Origin of the sequence: Malaciobacter mytili LMG 24559 (assembly GCF_003346775.1) — a bacterium.
Classification (GTDB): Bacteria; Campylobacterota; Campylobacteria; order Campylobacterales; family Arcobacteraceae; genus Malaciobacter; species Malaciobacter mytili.
Genome location: NZ_CP031220.1, coordinates 131,285 through 148,964 on the forward strand (window position 1 = coordinate 131,285; position 17,680 = coordinate 148,964).

Annotated in this window: 38 protein-coding genes; 17 read left to right on the forward strand and 21 right to left on the reverse strand. The window is 24.3% G+C overall.

From position 1 onward, the window contains the following. Positions 1-7: 7 nt before the first annotated feature. The 14 genes from AMYT_RS14620 to AMYT_RS14685 all read left to right on the forward strand — a co-directional run bounded on the left by AMYT_RS14620 (position 8) and on the right by AMYT_RS14685 (position 5,702). Positions 8-322, forward strand: a complete 315-nt coding sequence (locus AMYT_RS14620) for a hypothetical protein (RefSeq protein ID WP_114843356.1) — start codon at positions 8-10, stop codon at positions 320-322. After that, the gene (locus AMYT_RS14625; RefSeq protein ID WP_129085791.1) at positions 304-549 is read left to right on the forward strand and encodes a hypothetical protein; all 246 of its coding nucleotides are present in this window, start codon (positions 304-306) and stop codon (positions 547-549) included. Before AMYT_RS14620 ends, AMYT_RS14625 begins: the two co-directional genes overlap by 19 nt. A gap of 143 nt (positions 550-692) precedes the next feature. Continuing rightward, positions 693-917 carry a hypothetical protein gene (locus AMYT_RS15015; protein ID WP_129085790.1) on the forward strand — a complete coding sequence of 75 codons (225 nt, stop codon included), beginning with the start codon at positions 693-695 and terminating at the stop codon, positions 915-917. A gap of 50 nt (positions 918-967) precedes the next feature. After that, positions 968-1,186 carry a hypothetical protein gene (locus AMYT_RS14635; RefSeq protein WP_114843359.1) on the forward strand — a complete coding sequence of 73 codons (219 nt, stop codon included), beginning with the start codon at positions 968-970 and terminating at the stop codon, positions 1,184-1,186. Positions 1,187-1,203: 17 nt separating this feature from the next. After that, a complete protein-coding gene (locus AMYT_RS14640; protein ID WP_114843360.1) occupies positions 1,204-1,623 on the forward strand; it encodes a hypothetical protein in 420 nt (139 codons plus the stop codon). Positions 1,624-1,632: 9 nt separating this feature from the next. After that, positions 1,633-1,950 carry a hypothetical protein gene (locus AMYT_RS14645; protein ID WP_114843361.1) on the forward strand — a complete coding sequence of 106 codons (318 nt, stop codon included), beginning with the start codon at positions 1,633-1,635 and terminating at the stop codon, positions 1,948-1,950. Between the two features lie 85 nt (positions 1,951-2,035). After that, positions 2,036-2,305, forward strand: a complete 270-nt coding sequence (locus AMYT_RS14650) for a hypothetical protein (RefSeq protein ID WP_114843362.1) — start codon at positions 2,036-2,038, stop codon at positions 2,303-2,305. A 7-nt stretch (positions 2,306-2,312) separates the two neighbouring features. After that, entirely contained in the window at positions 2,313-2,681 is a 369-nt protein-coding gene (locus AMYT_RS14655) for a hypothetical protein (protein WP_129085789.1), read from the forward strand. Between the two features lie 14 nt (positions 2,682-2,695). Beyond that, positions 2,696-2,959 (forward strand): hypothetical protein, encoded by a 264-nt coding sequence (locus AMYT_RS14660; RefSeq protein WP_114843364.1) that lies wholly within the window; start codon positions 2,696-2,698, stop codon positions 2,957-2,959. Positions 2,960-2,973: 14 nt separating this feature from the next. Next, positions 2,974-3,234, forward strand: coding sequence for a hypothetical protein (locus AMYT_RS14665; RefSeq protein ID WP_114843365.1), 261 nt, complete (start codon positions 2,974-2,976; stop codon positions 3,232-3,234). Between the two features lie 17 nt (positions 3,235-3,251). Beyond that, the gene (locus tag AMYT_RS14670; protein WP_114843366.1) at positions 3,252-3,644 is read left to right on the forward strand and encodes a hypothetical protein; all 393 of its coding nucleotides are present in this window, start codon (positions 3,252-3,254) and stop codon (positions 3,642-3,644) included. A gap of 298 nt (positions 3,645-3,942) precedes the next feature. Further along, positions 3,943-5,142 (forward strand): DnaB-like helicase C-terminal domain-containing protein, encoded by a 1,200-nt coding sequence (locus AMYT_RS14675; RefSeq protein WP_114843367.1) that lies wholly within the window; start codon positions 3,943-3,945, stop codon positions 5,140-5,142. Between the two features lie 37 nt (positions 5,143-5,179). Further along, the gene (locus AMYT_RS14680) at positions 5,180-5,476 is read left to right on the forward strand and encodes a hypothetical protein (protein WP_114843368.1); all 297 of its coding nucleotides are present in this window, start codon (positions 5,180-5,182) and stop codon (positions 5,474-5,476) included. Continuing rightward, on the forward strand, positions 5,463-5,702 hold the full coding sequence (locus AMYT_RS14685) for a hypothetical protein (RefSeq protein ID WP_114843369.1): 240 nt from the start codon (positions 5,463-5,465) through the stop codon (positions 5,700-5,702). The genes AMYT_RS14680 and AMYT_RS14685 overlap by 14 nt, the downstream gene beginning before the upstream one ends. A 53-nt stretch (positions 5,703-5,755) precedes the next feature. Here the strand turns inward: AMYT_RS14685 and AMYT_RS15175 are convergent, their stop codons facing one another. The 7 genes from AMYT_RS15175 to AMYT_RS14715 form a co-directional block, all read right to left on the reverse strand. After that, positions 5,756-5,890: a hypothetical protein gene (locus AMYT_RS15175; RefSeq protein ID WP_265936036.1), complete on the reverse strand. Its 135-nt coding sequence runs from the start codon at positions 5,888-5,890 to the stop codon at positions 5,756-5,758. Positions 5,891-5,983: 93 nt separating this feature from the next. After that, positions 5,984-6,151, reverse strand: a complete 168-nt coding sequence (locus AMYT_RS15020) for a hypothetical protein (protein ID WP_162919531.1) — start codon at positions 6,149-6,151, stop codon at positions 5,984-5,986. Positions 6,152-6,171: 20 nt separating this feature from the next. Further along, positions 6,172-6,438, reverse strand: a complete 267-nt coding sequence (locus AMYT_RS14690; RefSeq protein ID WP_114843370.1) for a hypothetical protein — start codon at positions 6,436-6,438, stop codon at positions 6,172-6,174. Positions 6,439-6,704: 266 nt separating this feature from the next. After that, positions 6,705-7,100 carry a hypothetical protein gene (locus tag AMYT_RS14700; RefSeq protein ID WP_114843372.1) on the reverse strand — a complete coding sequence of 132 codons (396 nt, stop codon included), beginning with the start codon at positions 7,098-7,100 and terminating at the stop codon, positions 6,705-6,707. A 112-nt stretch (positions 7,101-7,212) separates the two neighbouring features. Continuing rightward, positions 7,213-7,404: a hypothetical protein gene (locus tag AMYT_RS14705; RefSeq protein WP_114843373.1), complete on the reverse strand. Its 192-nt coding sequence runs from the start codon at positions 7,402-7,404 to the stop codon at positions 7,213-7,215. 75 nt (positions 7,405-7,479) lie between these two features. Further along, entirely contained in the window at positions 7,480-8,610 is a 1,131-nt protein-coding gene (locus tag AMYT_RS14710) for an AAA family ATPase (RefSeq protein ID WP_114843374.1), read from the reverse strand. Between the two features lie 343 nt (positions 8,611-8,953). Continuing rightward, positions 8,954-9,586: a hypothetical protein gene (locus AMYT_RS14715; RefSeq protein ID WP_114843375.1), complete on the reverse strand. Its 633-nt coding sequence runs from the start codon at positions 9,584-9,586 to the stop codon at positions 8,954-8,956. Positions 9,587-9,689: 103 nt separating this feature from the next. Between AMYT_RS14715 and AMYT_RS15180 the strand changes: the two genes are divergently transcribed. Continuing rightward, entirely contained in the window at positions 9,690-9,812 is a 123-nt protein-coding gene (locus AMYT_RS15180; protein ID WP_265936037.1) for a hypothetical protein, read from the forward strand. On the opposite strand, the gene AMYT_RS14720 is transcribed toward AMYT_RS15180, so the two are convergent. Then, positions 9,807-10,523, reverse strand: coding sequence for a helix-turn-helix domain-containing protein (locus tag AMYT_RS14720; protein ID WP_114843376.1), 717 nt, complete (start codon positions 10,521-10,523; stop codon positions 9,807-9,809). The genes AMYT_RS15180 and AMYT_RS14720 overlap by 6 nt on opposite strands. Positions 10,524-10,624: 101 nt before the next feature. Here AMYT_RS14720 and AMYT_RS14725 point away from each other — a divergent pair, with 101 nt between their 5' ends. Next, the gene (locus AMYT_RS14725; protein ID WP_114843377.1) at positions 10,625-10,828 is read left to right on the forward strand and encodes a hypothetical protein; all 204 of its coding nucleotides are present in this window, start codon (positions 10,625-10,627) and stop codon (positions 10,826-10,828) included. A 24-nt stretch (positions 10,829-10,852) separates the two neighbouring features. Here AMYT_RS14725 and AMYT_RS14730 read toward each other — a convergent pair whose 3' ends face one another. The 6 genes from AMYT_RS14730 to AMYT_RS15030 all read right to left on the reverse strand — a co-directional run bounded on the left by AMYT_RS14730 (position 10,853) and on the right by AMYT_RS15030 (position 14,445). Next, on the reverse strand, positions 10,853-11,167 hold the full coding sequence (locus tag AMYT_RS14730) for a hypothetical protein (RefSeq protein ID WP_114843378.1): 315 nt from the start codon (positions 11,165-11,167) through the stop codon (positions 10,853-10,855). Positions 11,168-11,361: 194 nt separating this feature from the next. Then, positions 11,362-12,120, reverse strand: coding sequence for a hypothetical protein (locus tag AMYT_RS14735; RefSeq protein WP_114843379.1), 759 nt, complete (start codon positions 12,118-12,120; stop codon positions 11,362-11,364). Between the two features lie 131 nt (positions 12,121-12,251). Next, positions 12,252-12,419, reverse strand: a complete 168-nt coding sequence (locus tag AMYT_RS15025; protein WP_162919532.1) for a hypothetical protein — start codon at positions 12,417-12,419, stop codon at positions 12,252-12,254. A 115-nt stretch (positions 12,420-12,534) separates the two neighbouring features. Further along, positions 12,535-13,791: a type II toxin-antitoxin system HipA family toxin gene (locus tag AMYT_RS14740; RefSeq protein ID WP_114843380.1), complete on the reverse strand. Its 1,257-nt coding sequence runs from the start codon at positions 13,789-13,791 to the stop codon at positions 12,535-12,537. Next, the gene (locus AMYT_RS14745; RefSeq protein ID WP_114843381.1) at positions 13,788-14,102 is read right to left on the reverse strand and encodes a helix-turn-helix domain-containing protein; all 315 of its coding nucleotides are present in this window, start codon (positions 14,100-14,102) and stop codon (positions 13,788-13,790) included. Before AMYT_RS14745 ends, AMYT_RS14740 begins: the two co-directional genes overlap by 4 nt. Before the next feature lie 178 nt (positions 14,103-14,280). After that, a complete protein-coding gene (locus tag AMYT_RS15030; RefSeq protein ID WP_162919533.1) occupies positions 14,281-14,445 on the reverse strand; it encodes a hypothetical protein in 165 nt (54 codons plus the stop codon). Positions 14,446-14,624: 179 nt separating this feature from the next. Here AMYT_RS15030 and AMYT_RS14750 point away from each other — a divergent pair, with 179 nt between their 5' ends. Then, positions 14,625-15,386, forward strand: coding sequence for a helix-turn-helix domain-containing protein (locus AMYT_RS14750; RefSeq protein ID WP_114843382.1), 762 nt, complete (start codon positions 14,625-14,627; stop codon positions 15,384-15,386). 172 nt (positions 15,387-15,558) lie between these two features. Here AMYT_RS14750 and AMYT_RS14755 read toward each other — a convergent pair whose 3' ends face one another. The 7 genes from AMYT_RS14755 to AMYT_RS14775 all read right to left on the reverse strand — a co-directional run bounded on the left by AMYT_RS14755 (position 15,559) and on the right by AMYT_RS14775 (position 17,660). Further along, positions 15,559-15,912 carry a hypothetical protein gene (locus AMYT_RS14755; protein ID WP_114843383.1) on the reverse strand — a complete coding sequence of 118 codons (354 nt, stop codon included), beginning with the start codon at positions 15,910-15,912 and terminating at the stop codon, positions 15,559-15,561. Between the two features lie 196 nt (positions 15,913-16,108). Next, positions 16,109-16,255, reverse strand: a complete 147-nt coding sequence (locus tag AMYT_RS15035; RefSeq protein WP_162919534.1) for a hypothetical protein — start codon at positions 16,253-16,255, stop codon at positions 16,109-16,111. A gap of 25 nt (positions 16,256-16,280) precedes the next feature. Continuing rightward, on the reverse strand, positions 16,281-16,502 hold the full coding sequence (locus AMYT_RS14760) for a hypothetical protein (RefSeq protein WP_114843384.1): 222 nt from the start codon (positions 16,500-16,502) through the stop codon (positions 16,281-16,283). 67 nt (positions 16,503-16,569) lie between these two features. Continuing rightward, positions 16,570-16,824, reverse strand: a complete 255-nt coding sequence (locus AMYT_RS14765) for a hypothetical protein (protein WP_114843385.1) — start codon at positions 16,822-16,824, stop codon at positions 16,570-16,572. Continuing rightward, on the reverse strand, positions 16,797-17,099 hold the full coding sequence (locus AMYT_RS14770) for a hypothetical protein (protein ID WP_114843386.1): 303 nt from the start codon (positions 17,097-17,099) through the stop codon (positions 16,797-16,799). Before AMYT_RS14770 ends, AMYT_RS14765 begins: the two co-directional genes overlap by 28 nt. A gap of 142 nt (positions 17,100-17,241) precedes the next feature. Continuing rightward, a complete protein-coding gene (locus AMYT_RS15040; RefSeq protein ID WP_162919535.1) occupies positions 17,242-17,415 on the reverse strand; it encodes a hypothetical protein in 174 nt (57 codons plus the stop codon). Between the two features lie 23 nt (positions 17,416-17,438). Beyond that, entirely contained in the window at positions 17,439-17,660 is a 222-nt protein-coding gene (locus AMYT_RS14775; protein ID WP_114843387.1) for a hypothetical protein, read from the reverse strand. Positions 17,661-17,680: the final 20 nt, after the last annotated feature.

Here is a 17,680-nt window from a genome sequence, read left to right on the forward strand (position 1 = left end):
TTAAATAATGAAAATTCAAGCATTTGAAATTAGTGGAAAGGCTTTTTCAGAGGGTAATGTTAATAGAAAACTATCACAACTATTTAATAGATTCCAAAAAAATGTTGAACTTCAATTTGTAAGTTATAAAGACAGGCAATCTATAAAAGTGAGAAATTTTATACTAATAAAAAGTAGTAATGAAAATCATATAAGAATTGTAAATATGTATTTAAAAAATATTGGCAATATCAAAAGAATTATTGATAGAAGATTTGTTAATAAAATTCTATCATTTACTAAAGAAAAAGGAGTTAAAAGTAAATGGAACATGAAGTATTAATAACATTTGGGGTAATAGGTTTCGCACTTATGATATCGCCATTTCAATCTATATTAACACTTATAGGAATAATTATAGAATGCATAGTTTGTGCAATATACGCATTTCAGCAAAATTTAAATTTTATAGGAAGCTTTTTAATTGTATTTACCATAATAGCGATTGTCACATCATTGGCTTATATGAATTGTATTGAAAAAAATGTCAAGAAAAGCAAAAAGAAATGATAACTATAGAGCTATTGCTAAATTCGTTAATATTATTATATTGTTGCTATCTTCTTTTCAATTCATTATGGATTCTAAAATTATATCGACAAAAAATTAATATTTTAAATATCTATTTAAAAAACATATCAGAGAAAGACAATATGGATGAGCTTTTAGAAGAAGAGAAAAATATTTTTAGTGCAACGGCTCTTTCCCCAAGGTTTATTGAGCTAGGTTCACTTGTTGTAATATTGATTTTAATTTCGATGCCACAATACATGTGGTATATGATTTTATCCACAATTATAGTTCTCATAATTGAGATATTTTATATGGTTTATTGTTTTAAAAAAATTAAAGATATTGAAAATAAGAATAAAATTTAATAGAGCTTGTTTGAGATTAAAAACATACAATAAAGTGAAAGGTTGAGACTATGGTTAGATTGGCATGGAGTATTGATAATTTTAAGGCTTGTTGTAATAACTGTATTAATATGGTTGAAATTAGAAATACATTTGATTGTAAACTAAAAGTCGAGATAAAAGATAAACATTTTTCTAAACTAAATAGTACAGTATGTAAACTTCATAAATTTTACAAAAATATTAAGATTAAGTCTAAAAAAATTAAAAACAAATCAGCTCGATTTTAGTGCAGTAAAGGAATCGTATGAAAAAAATAGCTTTAAGTTTAGTGGTTTTAGGTGGGTTATTAAATGCTTTTGCAGAAAAGATAGATACGACAAAATTTGATTCACTTTTTGACAAATATAGTAAAGTTTACAGTATAAATGCAAACTTTATTAAAAAAATTGCAACACTTGAAAGTGGGTTGGATGAGAACAAAGTAACTTTATCTTTTAGCAAAAACGATAAATTTGTTGGTTTGTTTCAAATATCAGAGAAGTTTTATAATGTAGATTCAAAAAAAATAGATAATGAAGATATTACAAATAAAGCAGTAAAACAAATGAGATATTGTTTAGACAAAAAAGGTTATACAATTGAAATGATTAATTGTTTTAATAAGTCATATACAGATGAAGATAAAAAGATTTTATTATCTTTATTAAATAAAAATATGCAATAAAGGGAAAAAATGGAAATTATCATTTGTATTAAAGAGCCAAAAGAAAATAAAGAGACTAAAACTTTTTATGAAAAGCTACAAAGTGCGAATCATCCTATTATTGAAGGTTATGAAGACATTGAAATGCTAACCGACAACAATAAAGAGGAAATCTATTTGGTTATTGAAGCAAAAAAGAAAAAAGCACTTAATCAATTATTAGATATTTCAAAAGATTTATTTGAAAAGAATTTACAACATAGAGTGATTGGCTCTAAAGAAAAGAAGATTGTTAAAATGAGAACTAAAGCTTTTGTTGTAACACAAAGTTTGGACGATTTTAAATAAATAATAATAGTTGATATTGCACGTTATATTACTTGCATAATTTTAAAAATAAATTAGCACTCAAAAGGTGCAGCAAAGGTTTAAAATGAGTGATTTGATTGATTGTTCTTTACCTAAAAAACTTGAAGATAAATATGAAAAATATGAACATTATTTTGATTGGTATAGATTGAATAGATTTGAAGATAAAACTGAATTTTATCTAATCGGAGTACATATATTTACAATAGAAGAAAAATTAAGTGATGAAGATATTATAAAATATGTAAATCTTTATGAATGGGCTTTTAGAAATGGATTTGAAAAGGGCACTAAAAGTACACAAGAAAAAATTAAATCAGCACTTGGTATTTAGTGCAATTATGTACCCATTAGAAGCAAAAGAAATGAAACTTTTAAAAGGTCAAGAAGTTTGGTTAATTCCTCAAACAAATTCAGTACGAAGAGGAATTCCTTTAAAGGAGCAAATTATTACTGATGTTGTTGAAAAATGTGGTAATAAAATGTTTTATTTGAAAACAAATAATGGTGGTTATAGTTTTGATGATTATTGTAATACTGCTAATTATGGGTGGCTTCCTTTCAAAAGCAATCAAGATGCTTTAGATTATTTAGAGATTGAATCTTTTAAATGGGATATTAAAAGCATGGATTTAACTCATTTGGGAATAGATGAAGTTAGAAAAATTAAAAAAATAATTGAGACAAAATCTCAACAAAATATGCAATAAAAGGATAATAAATAATGATTAAGTTAGAAAAATTGGATAAAGAAAAACAATATGATTTTACAGTTGTATTGTTCTCAAAAAATTCAAAAGTTGAAGAAGTTAAAATAGTTACTAAAACAGTTGTTCAATTATGTTTATTTATTGCAGAACTAACTTTGATGCCAAATAATGAAAACATTATAAAAGTATTCCATGAACTTAAAATTGATAAAAATATTAATAACGAAACTTTAGGTTGTTTATCTGATTATCTTATTGAAAAACAAGTAATTATATAAAATAGGGGATTAGAATGAAAATTTTAGATTATAGAGATAACCCCGTAGAAATTACATTTAAAGATGAAAAGTTAAGCTTTAACAAAATTGAACTCTTAAAAAAATTTGTTGATTCATATATATGTAATTGTAATGGTGTTTTAGATAATGAACCCTATGAAAAGATTATAGAATGGCTTGATGGTGATGCTTTTGTATCTTCGTTTGAAAGTGCAGTAGGGCTTGAAGGAGAGGTTCTTCCTTTTGCAAGAGAATATTATAAGAATTATATGTAGTAAAGCAGGAGTTTAAGATGGGAGCATGGGAAACAGATTTAATAAGTAACGATGAAGTTCAAGATTTTTTTCTTGAGATCGAAGAATATATTGGAATAGAAGATTTACAAGTATTAATTGTTGAGGAAGAGTTAGAAAGTATTAAACAAGAATTTATTAAAAAGAGAACTGATATCTTACAAGTAGCATTAAATTATGAACTTGAGGTAGTTTTATCTTATATAGGATTATTGAAGATAATGGATATAGAAATTAGTAATGATGAAAAAGAACACTTTTTTAAAGCTTTAAACTATGAATATGAAGAAGCTAATCGTTGGACTAATCCTGAATTAAGAAAATCATATTTAAAAGCATTAGAAGTTGCGGTAAAAGAAAATACTGAATACAATTTCTCTATGAAAATTTAGAGTAATAAAGAAGAAAAAATAAATTTAATTGACAAATTAATATGTAAATACAATGTACTGTTTGGAGAGAATAAGGTATTTATATTAAGTTCAATAATCCTTCTGGTATTATTAGATTTTTTATAAAATTTGGAGTTTTTATAGTAAGTTTTTACATTAGAAGTTATTTTTTTAATTAAAGAACAATTAAAAATAAAAACAAAAATTGTTAGTAAAGATACTATTAGTGCAACTATGTTCTTAATTATTATAACAATAAGAATTGAAACATTTTGTATGATTATATGAGGAAAATCAAATGAATATAAATGATATAACAGAAATTATTTCTATGTCAGATATTTTATATAAAAGAATATTTGATTTAAAAAGTGACTTTAGTAAGATTATAAAAGAGGAATTGTGTGAGTATGATAATGAGGTTTTCTTTATAACTAATACTTCAAGACTTGCAAAATATATTAAATTAGAAAAAAATTATAAAGTATTAATTTTTTCATATTCTTTTTTTAAAGATAAAAATTTAGATTTAAAATTGAATGATAAATCAGAAGATAAAAAAAATAAAGATATATTTGGTAGAGAAATCATTAAAACAGGGTTTTATGATTTAGATAGAAGATTATTAATGTTTAAAGGAGAATTTGTAATTATTGCTTCCAGACCAATGATAGGTAAAAGTAATTTTATTGCACAACTATGTAATAATCAAATAAGAATAGATTTAAATATAGGAGTTTATAATCTTGAGCAATCAAAAGAAACATTTTATGCCAAAATACTATCTCAAAATACCTCAATACCTTTAAATAATATTATTAAAAATGATTTGGATGATATACAAATTGAAATTTTAAAATCTTCTTTTGAGGATTTAAATAATAGGTTCTTGATAGATACAGCAAATTATAATATTAAAGGACTTATTACAAAAATTAAAAAAGATTATATATTTAATAAATTTGATGTAGTTTATATAGATTATTTACAACTTATTAAATCTACAACTTCACTTGAGTTAAGATATTTGGAACTTAATCAGATAAGTAGAGAACTAAAAATATTGGCTAAAGAATTAAATATCTTAATTATTGCAACTTCTGAATTGAATAGAAATTTAGAAAGTAGATATGATAAAAGACCTTTATTGAATGATTTGAGAGATTCAGGAACACTAGAAGATGACGCTGATAAAGTTATTTTTCTTTATAGGGATGATTTATATAGGGAAAAAGAAGAAGCAAAAAAAGAGAGAGAAGCTTATGAAAAAGGAGAAAAATACAAATCTACCTTTATTAGTAAGCCTGTGGAGGAAGTAGAAATTATTATAGGAAAACAAAGAAATGGACCAATAGGTACAGTAAAACTTGATTTTTATAAACAATATACAAAATTTTCAGATAAACTAAATAGTAATGAAACACCTATTGAAATTGTATTTGAAGCTGTTGGTGATGCAAATAAAGAGACAAATATTGATATACCTATGATACTTTAAGAATAAAAGATAAATAGAAAATAAGAGAGATAATAAAATGAAAATTAATTGGGTAATTTCAAAAGATAATAAAAAAGCACTTTTAAATAATGGTGATTTAGAAGTGCTAATAAAAGAGATAGACTTAGAAAAAGAAGAACCAACTAAACAAGAGATTTCAAATAGATTTAATACTATGTGTGGATTTATTAAGATTGAAAGTAATAGAGCTTATGATTGTATAATAGTCCAGAATAATATTAAAAATATTTTAGATGAACTTGATATTGAAACTGCTTCAAAACTAATCCCAAAATTATTCAGCTCACTAGGAGATATTTATGAAGAAAAATGATTTTATTGATTTTGTAAATATAACTGGTAAAAATATTGGTGAAATACAAAATACAAAAATAGCTAATTATATTGGTATCTCTGAAGGAGCAGTTAGATTAATGAAAAAGAACAATCAAAAAAAATTAGATTGTCTCTATTTAGGAGCTTTATGCAAAGCTAATAATATTACTAAAGAGGATTTAATAAAAATAATTTATAGTAAAAAAATAAATAATCATATTTAATGAGGTTTTGAGTAACCTCATCATTGCTTCCCATCTTTACACATTTTTATATTTTACTTGCAACTTAATAAAATTACAAGCATTGCAGAAGCAAACATCATTGCAAGATTTATATATGCAAATCTTATCTCATTTACTTTTACAAAAAACTGATAAATTCTTCTTTTTAATTTTTCAACAATTGGCATTTTTTAGTCCTATTATCAAATTTTACTAGTGCTGTAATTAAAGTCTATTCTTTCTTTATTACTCATAATGATACCCTTCAGAATTGCACTAAATTAGTGCGTTTTTACTCTTTTTTTTCTAACATATCTTCTGTTTTCAATTTTCTCTGATTGTGAGAGTCTAACATCACATACAACATATCTTCTACCTACTTCTTCTAGGATATTGCAAGGCTCACAACCATCAACCCAATAAACCTCTAATGTTCCAACTTTTCTCATAAATTCACCTTTGCTACATATTATTGTGCAGATTTTTTTAATTTTTTAAAATCGTCTTTAAAATCTTTTAAATCTAGTTCATCTACAACATAAAAATCAGTAAAGATGCCTTTGCTATCATTTTCATGTTCTCTTACTTGTGCATTACAATCTTGCCAATCTTCCATTAGAGACTCCATTTTGTCAAGTTGTTCAGTTGTTCCATACATCCAAACTGTAAAATCAGGTAGTTTCTTTTTTGTTCCGTTGTCTCTTTCTTCCCAATTTCTTCTCACTTCAAGTTTCATCTCTAATCTTTCCTCTTTAATGCACCTTTTGAGTGCTAATTTTTTAAAATTTTCTCTTTTTTATTAAACCATATTTTTTTACTGATCTTAAACAATTCTATTAACAAAAGACTTAATAGAATTACATTAAATATCATTCCAATTTTATTTATACTTTCAATATTTTCAATATGTTTATAGTCATATACCATAAGGCTTATATTACCTAATACAGAGACTATTAAAATAATCAAAATTCTAATCATTTAAAGAATCCTTTTTAACCTTTACTTCATAAAATTTTTCTTTGCATTTTTTAAATCAATAGCTTCCTTTGCTTCTTTAGCTTCAATACACTTATCCACACGATCATGCCAGTTGTCATAAATTTTTGATACCATATCTCTTGTATGTTTTTCAGACTGTCTAAATGTGTTAATTTCTTGTAGTGTCTTTTTATACTCAGTTATTTCCAAATTACAATAAACAGCTCTCATTTCTCTAACAACTCCTGTTTTGTAAGTGCTTTTACCTAGAGATTCTGCCCATTCGATTTTTAATTTTATCTCATCCTCAAACTTTTTCAATCCTTTATAATGTTCCATTGTTGGTTCTCTCTTGCCCTCAAAAAAATAAATAAATATTCCAAATAATAGAATAGTTGTAATAAATATTTTTCTCATAATTTAATTCCTTTGCTATATAAATTTTTTAATTTAATTTGCTTTAATAAAAACATATCTATGCTCTTTGTATATTTCAGATTTATTCTCTGAAAATAGACTAATTTTTTTCTTAGTCTTTTTGTTTTGCTCTTTTTTCAGCTTCTTCTCTTGTCAAAAATCCTAAGATAACACTTGGTTCTAATCCAACACTAATTGTACAATTATTATCTGCTGCAATTTCCTCTTCTTCTTTAGTGAAACTTTTAACTTCTACTCCATCTTCCGTATATAATTGAGTTAAGAAGAATTCATTATTTTTCATAATGGTTTCATATTTTTTTTCTCCAATTCTGTTGCTTTACTTGTATCTATAATTATTCTAATCATACTTTAATCCTTATTTATTATGTCTATCTATTTCAATTATGATATTTTCATCATCTTTTTGCTGCAACAAAATATTTAAAAAAATATCATTAATAATATAATTAGCTCTATCAATCTTTTTAATTAATCCCATATCTTCTAGAGAACTATGCACACTATAAAGTGTTTTTGAATTTAGTTTTATAACTTTATTATTAGCAATAGATAATAAAGCTTCATAATGATGTTTTTTCTGTTTTGCTTTCATTATAAGCTCTTCTAAATATGCCCTATTCTCAATAATTGAATTTTTTAAAGTATCTATGCATAATTCATTGTCAATAATTTTGATATCTTCAATTTTTATTTTAAAATATAGTGATTGTAAAAATTGTGCTGAATAATCAGGATGACCTTGTAAAAAAAATAAAAAATTATATAAACTTTCATCATAATTAACTTTTAAAGTATTTAATAATTCTTTTGTATATTCATATAGTTCATTAACATCCAAACCACTTAAAGGCATAACTCTTGCAAAATGAAAAAATGATGAGGTTTTGTCTTCAAAGATTTTTGTCATAATTGTTTCTATGCTACCTAAAAAGATATAAGTTACATTCTCATGATGTTGTATTACGGATCTTAATTGTTCTAAAATAAAATTATCTGCAATTCTTAATATATCCTGGAATTCATCAAAAACAAATTTTATTTTGATATTCTTTTTAGCAGCTATGGTTTCAACTATTTCCATTGCATGTAAAAAATATTCAACCTCATCAATTTCATCTTTTTCAAGATATTGTAAAGTTATTTCTCCAATATCATCAATTTTTACTTTTTGTATAGATTTTAAAAGACCTGTAATTGATTTTTTAAATTGATAAAAAAAGTTATCAATACCAACAAAAGAATATGCTTTTTCAATAATTTGATTAGCAAGTAATTTAAGATTAGTTGCTCTTCTTAAATCAACATAGATATAAGTATAATTACTCTCATGTTCAAATACATGTTTAACCAATGAAGTTTTACCAAATCTTCTTGGAGCTTTAATCATAACATGTTGATTGTTTTCTAAATATGCTTTAAATATTGGTAAATGTTTTTTTCTATCAATAAAATCAGCACCTTTTACAGGGCTTCCTGTTTTAAACATTCAATACCCCCCCTTATCTATTAAATTTATAGATTATTATATCTTAATAAAAATAATATGTCAATAGTTATAGATAATTATATCTATTAAATTTATAGATATATTAATTTTGTTTTTTATTTATTAGTATATTAATTTAGATTTAACCTAGTATTTATCTTTCTTTTCTATATTTAATTACTTCTAGTATAAGTATTTAACCTCTTAGTATTCTATTAGTTCTTATCAGTTATTAACTTAGATTTAATTGTTATGACAAATACTATGAGAAATCTATATAAGGATCAATTAATGCAACAAAAAAGTATTGACAAAAGTAGAAAGTCCGTTAATTTAACTACCACTACAATTGAAGGTGTTTTATAATAGTTTCTTCTGAAATATTTATTGCTATAATAAAGTCATCAATATTCAAATAAATTGATTCAAAATCTAATTTCTGAAAATATTCTGTTTGTATGAAATTACAAATAATTTCTAAATTTTTTGAACTGAAATTTTCAAATATTGGATTTGAATTTAATCTTCCTTTTAATGCAATTAAAAAAGGTTTGCATTGTCCAGGTAAAGGCTTTTTTAACTTAATTTCATTAAAATCAATGTCTGCTCTATTTTGATAAATATAAGCCTCTACTAACAATTTATCATGTAATATACTCATTTGTTTGAAAAATAAGGTGTTATCTTTTTTACTTTTTAGGGCTCTTGAGATTGAAGCTTGAGTGGTTTGTAGGTAATGGGCAATTGAACTTTGATGAATATGATATTTTTTCATTTTGTTTTCAAAATCTATAAATAACTCTTCAGTATCATTTTTAGACTTTTTTTCCTTGATGATTGATGATTCTAAATTTCTTTCATTCAAACTTTTTGTGATTATTAATTCAATAGTATCTAATGGATCTAAACCCAATTCTGCTACTTTTTGTGTAAATCGAATGAAATCTTTATCATTAATTTTAATTTTAATTTCCAAAAATACTCCTTTTGTAAGAATTTATTAAATGATATATACAATAATATGCGTATTTATTTATTGCTTGTTGAATATATACTAATTATACAAAAAAGGAGATTTAATGCAACTTGTTCAAATTTTAAGTCATTGCAATAAAATTAAAACTGCTGATGATTTGCTAAATCATTTTGATTTAGTTGTTAATCTAGCAAGAGATGATATTTACAAAGTAGAGAAATTATAAAAATAATTTCTCTACGGCTGATATTGCTCTTTTATTAATTGGGCCTAATTCATTTTTAATCAATTCTTTTAATGTAGGTAAGCTTGATAAAATCTCAATAATAGATACACTGTCAAGTTCTTTTTCTATCCAATTTTTTAAATTCGATAAATCTTTTTTTGTGAAAATTATTCCAAATTTTAATGTATCGAAATAAGAAAAATCATGTTTCTCTATAATTTCAGAAAATTTAATATTTAAATTATCATTAGTAATTAAAAGTTTGTTTTTTTCTAAATCAAGCAAAATTGCATAAAATAGAATTATCATTCTTTCAGAATCCCCATTTGCAAGTTCTCTTAGCTTTTCTAAGAATTCTATATTTTTCTTTCTTTGAATTTTAACTTTTATTTTTTTTAGAGTTAATTCCTCAGATAAAAACTTATCAAGTATACTTTGTAATTCTCTTTCGTTAGAATTTTCTAATGATATTTTTTTAGCTTTTAGAAAGATATCGTAAGTCTTATCAAAAGGTTCCTCTGAATCACCAAATAAAAAAATTGGTGAAACTCCAATTTCTATTAATTTCTGAATAGTATTAATATCTGGTACTCTTTTCCCTGTTATATATTGAGAAATAGTATTTTGCGATATTCCTAATTTAATAGAAAAATCTTTTTGTGTGAAACCTAATTTTTTTTGAATAAGTTCAATTTTTTTAGAAAAATCCATAATAATCCTTGACTATATCTCAAATAAATCATATAATCTCATTTGAGATATAATATTTAATATAATGATTGTATCTTAATTATATAATAAAAGGAGATTAAATGCAATTTAATGAAATAATAAAAAATTCAAAAAAAATTGTAACCGTCAATGATTTAATAAATAATATTGAGCTTATTACAGATGTTATAAAAGAAGACATACTCATAATTGCAAAAGCAAAAAAAATTTATTTTGCTGATTTTGATTTTACATACGGTGATGCAGTTGCACTAACTCCTAAATCAATAACTTTCCCCTTTTAATTTAGTTTAATAAACTGAAATTTACTATATTTTTCTTTCTTTGAATTCTTTTTCTAATTTCAGATCTCTTTCCATCCTTTTTATTCTGGCATCCAAACAATGTTCTCTTGTCTCAAAAAAAGTTTTGTTTAAATCTTTAGTAGTTATAGGTTTAGCTTTGTAAAAAGAAGGATGAGGAAGTAATGCATAAAAAATACTTCCTCTTTTATACACAACTTCATAGCTATGATTTGGCTCATCTATATGCCAAACTATTTTTCCAATAAATATTGTTTCATCTATATTTTTTGATATTTTATAAGATTGCCTATTTTGTGGCTTATTTATTAAAATCTCCATTTTAAACCTCTTATAGCTTTTTTTAAAGAGTATAATACAATTTTAATAAAAACACAATAGTAAAATGTAATATATTTCATTAATAATAAATTTTATAGAAATATATTACATTTAAATGAAGATATAAACTATTCTATATTTTAAATACTTTTTTAGAAGTATCAACAAATAATCATTTGTGATGAGGTAAATTACTAATAGTCTTTTTCTATATAATTACAGCTTGAATCAAGATAAATGTCTTCAAAATATCTCTCACCATTTTTACATTCATATAAACCATACTTATAAGTATTTGTTAGAATATTGCTTTTACTATTAATTAATAAATTATCTAATACAATTTTTTTATTGTTAAAATAATGAAGATTAGGTACCGTTATTGTTTCCAAATATGTTCTCGTAACATCAAGACCATTAAATCCCCTATTAAAAGCATCTAGCAAATATCCATCTTTTTTTATCTTTATTTCAAATTCTAGATAATTAATTTTAAATAAATCGGAAGTAATAGGATTATTTTTCGCAATACTTTTTTTTACCAATAATGCATTAGATGGTAAACCTTTAATGAAATAATTTGATAAATCAACTTTTAATGATTTTGTTGAGATATTCTCATAAGTTAGTATAATATTTTTTTTAATATCTCTATTAATTTCATATATGAAATCTTCATATTGCAGGTTATATGGCAGTTCTGAAAGCAATAAAGTATTGCTATTAAAAGGACCTTTATCTGTATTACACCAAGCTTCTCTAAATTCCTTTTTTTTAGCATCTAATAAAGATAAATACTTAGATAACTTTGAATTACAATCTATATTAGTACTTATCGAGGCATCAGAAAAAGTAATTTCAGCAGTATATATGTTTCTTACTTTAATTTCATCTGCAATAATAGATATATTTAAACCTAATATAAATAATGCAATAAATGTCGTTTTCTTCACACTTTTCCTTTAATAATAATTTTATTTTTAAGCTATAAGAAGAATACATAAAAACTTGTTAAATATATATTAAAATTTAATTTTGAATTAAAAAATACAAATTTAACTCTATTTAATCTATTAATAAAATTTTAATTCTGTTTCTTTATTTTTGATTTGTTATTTTTACATATACCACAATTACAATTAGTACTATGAAGATTTGAAATAGTTTTTTCTGCAATTTCTAATCTAGCTTTAAGCTCTGTAATTATTAACTCTTTTTTTAATAGTTCATTGTTTAAAAATTCTTTTTTCATTTATTCTAACCTTTATACTAGTAAAATTTTAATGATAGTGATTATTTTTTTGAACCTCTCACAATAAAAGTCGCAAGTGTGCGTTAAGGAAGAATCAAATTCAATCAGCTTCATATTAACCTCTTAATAGCTCTATTTGACTTACTATATCAGTCCAACACATTTCAACTTCATCTTCATCTAATCCGACCTCATATGCCAATTCTTTAAAACCTACAACAGCTCTTATGCAATCTTCAATTATCATTTTAGCTTTTGTATTTTTAATTGTTTGTCTTGCAGCAATTTCAAGAACCTCATGCCTTTTTATCCTGAGACCTTTACCCGAAACAGTTGTTGTATGCTGTTTTGCTAAACCTTTTGAATAAGTAATATCGTATGCAGGCGATATTTTCCAATTTCCATCTTTATCCATTAAATAAGCAAAGTTCTTAGCGTGATCGTCAAAGTTGAATATTAAAATATTAAATATCATTCTTCTATACATCTCTTCAACATCTTCTTGAGATTTACATACGCTTCTTGTAAGCATAAGCAATTGTTCATAAGATATAACTTGTGGAATAGTGATGTCAACATTCATTAAACCAGATGCAGTACACATATGTATTTTTCTATCCTCTTTATCCCTATCAAATCTTTTAACTAGTAAATGCTTAGCTTCACTATCTTCCATTAGATGAAAGTCTGCTGTATTAATTCCTGCTTTTCCTGCTAAAAACATACAAACATACTCTAATCTTGTAGCTCCATCACTTCCCATTCCTTCATACAGGTCATCAAATTTTATAATAGCTCTTTCATATCCATCATGAAGCTCTTTTTTATTTAATCTAATCTCACCAGTATTATAATTATACTGAACAAGCATCTTAGGTCTTCCACCACCAATAGGAGATACACTATCTCTAATATTCATAATTGATTCAATAGAAGGCTCATCGTTTTGCAAATCTTCCTTCATTTGTTCATATGCCTCTTTTGCATCAATTGAAACATCTTGCGTATGTTCTCCATCTTCCTCTTGAGGTCTATACTCAATTGCACCCATTCCTCTATCACCAATAAATGAAAGTTTATCTAGTAATCCAACCTCAAAAGGTCTTTTACCTTGTCTTTCAAAATATCTATCAATAAATGGCATACCATGTTTATCTGGCAAAGAGTCAAAAAAAACTCCTTGCAATCCTTGAAATAATCTTGGATAAGATTTATTCGTAAAAGGAGAAGTAAGTCTTAATGGCATTCCAATAGGTGAGATTTCAAGCTTATATTTTCTAAAGTCATCATCATATTCAAACCAAATAGTATTACCATCATCAATCATAGTTCCTATTTTTTTATCATAAATAAATGCATCAATTTCTGTCATTTGTCAACTCCATTCTTTCTAACTCTTTTTCTCGTAATCTTATTGTTCTTCTCTCTAATCTCATCAAGTGAAGCATATGACTCTTGCTTAATAAGCATATCCAACTTAGATGTTAAATCAAGTGCAATTAAAAGGTTTACAATATTAGAAAATTTAGTATCTTTCTTTTTAATAAAATTTGCATATGTTCTTTGAGTCATACCAGCAGCTAAATATAAATCCTCTTGAGTTTTGCCCTTTTTGATTCTCTCAGATTCAATCATATCAGTAAACTCTTCCATAATATCTAATGGCGTCATTAATTCAATCATAATATAACCTTTTTTACATATTAACTTTATTTTAGTTATTTAATATTACATATAGTACAAATTATAGCACATTTTTTAAAAAGGTGCAAATATTTTATTATTTATATTACATTTTTTACATAATAGAGTTAATATTTATTTTTATAATTACATTTTTTGCATTTTATTTTGAGGGTAACTAATAATATTTGCACTGTTTTTCTAATTGTTCAGCTATTTTTTTAATTTCTTCTTTTAGCTCAAAAACTTTTCTTTCTTCTTCAATTGTTGTGTCTATACCATGCGTCAAGTTTTGATGATTATGCGTATTCCAAATTTGATAATTTTTATAAAATTCATCCATGTTATTAAAAGCTGAATAATGATAACAGTTTTGATTTTATTGCTATGACTTAAAATTTCAACAAGTTGCATTTAAACTCCTTTTTTGTATAATTTGGAAATTTTATGATTAATCAGTATTATAATTTCCATTCGGTTAGTATTTTAACAAATGGTTAATAAATTGTCAAGGGGTTTACTATGGAAATTAATGAAAAAATTCAATTTATTCGTAATGCTAATAATATGAACAAAAAGCAATTTTCTGAATTATTAGAAGTATCTCAGCCTACAATTACAAGATATGAAGATGGAGAACGCTTACCTGACTTTAATTTTTTAAAAAATCTTATTGAGAAATTACATATCAATCCGGATTGGATTTTTTTTGATGTTGAGCCAGCTTTTCTAGATATAGATGATAATAATATTTCTATACAAAATCAAGAACTTATTAAAGATATTAATTTAATTTTAACACCTGATGAATTTAATAAAAAATTAAATGATATATTTTTTGAACATGTAATAGATCAAATTACAAATGAAGATGAACAAAAATTTTCAATTGTAAGAAAATTTTTTAAAACAATTAAATTAGAGGGGCATGTTCCATTTAGACCACTTTTATTTTTATACTATATTTTCAGATATGTAAGAGATAATAATGAAGAGTTAAACAGTCTAAAATTGGATAAGTCAGAACGACCATATCAAAGATATTTATTAGATTTAGTAAGAAGATATAAAGTAGTTTCATTTAAAAATAATCCAGCTTTCACATCTCAAATTAAAAAAGAATTTGAGATGTCTATAGAGATGAATTTAAAAGAAAATGAGTGTAAAAGTTTAATTGTCAATTATGATGAATTGATTAAAAAAATAGAATCAAAAATGACTACAATTATTATTTATTCACATAAAAAGATTGATACTAAAACTTTATTCCCAAAACAAAAATAACTTTTTATTAATAGCATTTTTAACAAAATGATAAAATGCATAGTAGCTGATTTTTACCTTCTACAGGTAAGTCAGCATTTATTAATCTCCAAGCTAATCTTATTAGATATACTTTTTAAAATCAAATTTTCGATTTCTCTTTTAAATTTAACCATTTAAGATTTTCCCATTTCTAAATTAAACTTTCTAAATAATCAATAATAACTCCTGTAGGTTCTTCCAATGTGTTTATATAAATTAAGAGTAAAAAAAGAAGAAAAATAGATTCTTTAAAAATAACAAGAATACTATTATTCCATTCTATAATCATTTTATATGAGTTATAAGCCATACCAACTGCTGCCACAAAACCAAGTATCATCATTGATGAATGTGCAATCATATCATCAGGACTACTATATATTGCAGCGAAACCTAAAAATACTTTTGGTAGCAATATCATATAGTATGGTGTTGATACAATTAATAAGATTATTGCTAAAGTCTTTATTAACAATTCTTTATTCTTAGTATCAATTTTCATCATTTTCTACTCCTTAGTCTTTATTTATTTCTTATTTTTTCTAAATCTTTTTCACTTTCAGCAATAGAATCATTAATTAATTTTATTGTCTTTTTTGAAGATAGAATGCTTTTTTAGTTCACTTTTTCTATTAATCCATACTTCCTCAATTGTTCTAAAAAGTTTTTTAGTAAGTGCCAAAGCTTATCCTTTTGCAGTACTAAAATTGTGCTGATTTATTTTTAATCTTTTTTCTTTTTCTTTTAAATAAATATTTTTTTCTTTTTGGCTTGTCCCTTAAAAATATTGCAGTAGCCGTATTTTCTTTAACAATATCCGCCAAATAATTACCAATGTTGATTTTCATAATTTATCCATTTTTACTAGATGTTTTATATACCATCTAGGGTAATTCTTTTGAACCTTTCACCCCATTTTGATTTTAGATATTCTGTATTAGAGTTAAAATTTATTCCTAAATTACAACCTATTGTTAAGTTAAACTCTTGATAAGGCTCTTTAAAAATATTAGAATTTATAATCATTTTTAAAAATAAATTAATCACCAATAAGGTTGATCCGATTGCGAATATCAAACCTAAATCTATAATCATCAAAACTCCTTTATGTATATCTCTATTGAATTTCCAATACTCTCTTTACTGTATAAACTCAAATAGTCTAATTTGCTAATTTTAGATCAAATTGAGATTTATCTTCAACCATAGCAATTACACATCTGCTATTTGCATCCCAACCAACAGGAAGATATCCAACTCTACCAATTAGAATATGCCCTATCTCTTCATCAAAGCAATAAACATAGTCTTTAGCCTTAAATGTATGCGTAGGTGTATTATTATCAGCAACTAATCCCATCTTCTTAAAAAGATTAATTGAAATATTTTCTATCTCTCTTTGCGTAATTGCTCCCATTTTAAACTCATAACTTTACTGATAATAATATAAATTACTCCAAAAACAACCAAAAATATAGTTATAATTGGTATTGTTCTTAGATTTTTGCAAAAAATTACATTTTGACTGGTATCTACTACACTTAAGTTATTAAAATTAGTGACATTGCATTGATAATAATATTCTTTAAAAAAATCAAATGCTTGCAAAAAGGATGAAATATTATCAATTTGCAAAAATATTAAAAATGATAAAAATCCTGACACAATAAAAATTATGTTTTTTTCTGTCATCTAAAATCCTTTTCTTCTGTGTTGTAATATACTTTTTTATAAATTTCTTTAGATTTTTCTAAATCACTCGTAATAATTTATACTCCTGTTTTTATGTCTTTAAGACTATCAGGTAATTTAAATTTAGTCATAACTTAAACCTTTATTTCATATCCATATCAGGATATTGCATATTATATTTTCTTACTTCTCTACCAGCTTTTTCAAAAAGAGCTAAACCAGTTTTTCTTCTTCCTAATTTGTTTCCATCTTTGTAAAAAGACTTACCAATTTTCCTTACTTCTTTTGTTTTCAGAGAATATTTATCTTCAAACATTTTTAACCTTTAACCCTTTATCTTTATTTCATATTTTGTTGAACAAATTCAACGCATTCATTACTTGTTACGGGGAGTGATTCAAGATTGAAGTTTTTAATTAAATTGTTTGCAATTTTTTTTATTTCATCATCTACTTTATAAGATTCTTCTCTAGTTAAATTCTCACTCTGAAACCCATCCCTTAATAAAAGTTGTGAAGCGATATAAAGTTGTGCTATCTTTTTTGCTTCTGTTTTTTTCATATTAAACCTTTCAACTTTAC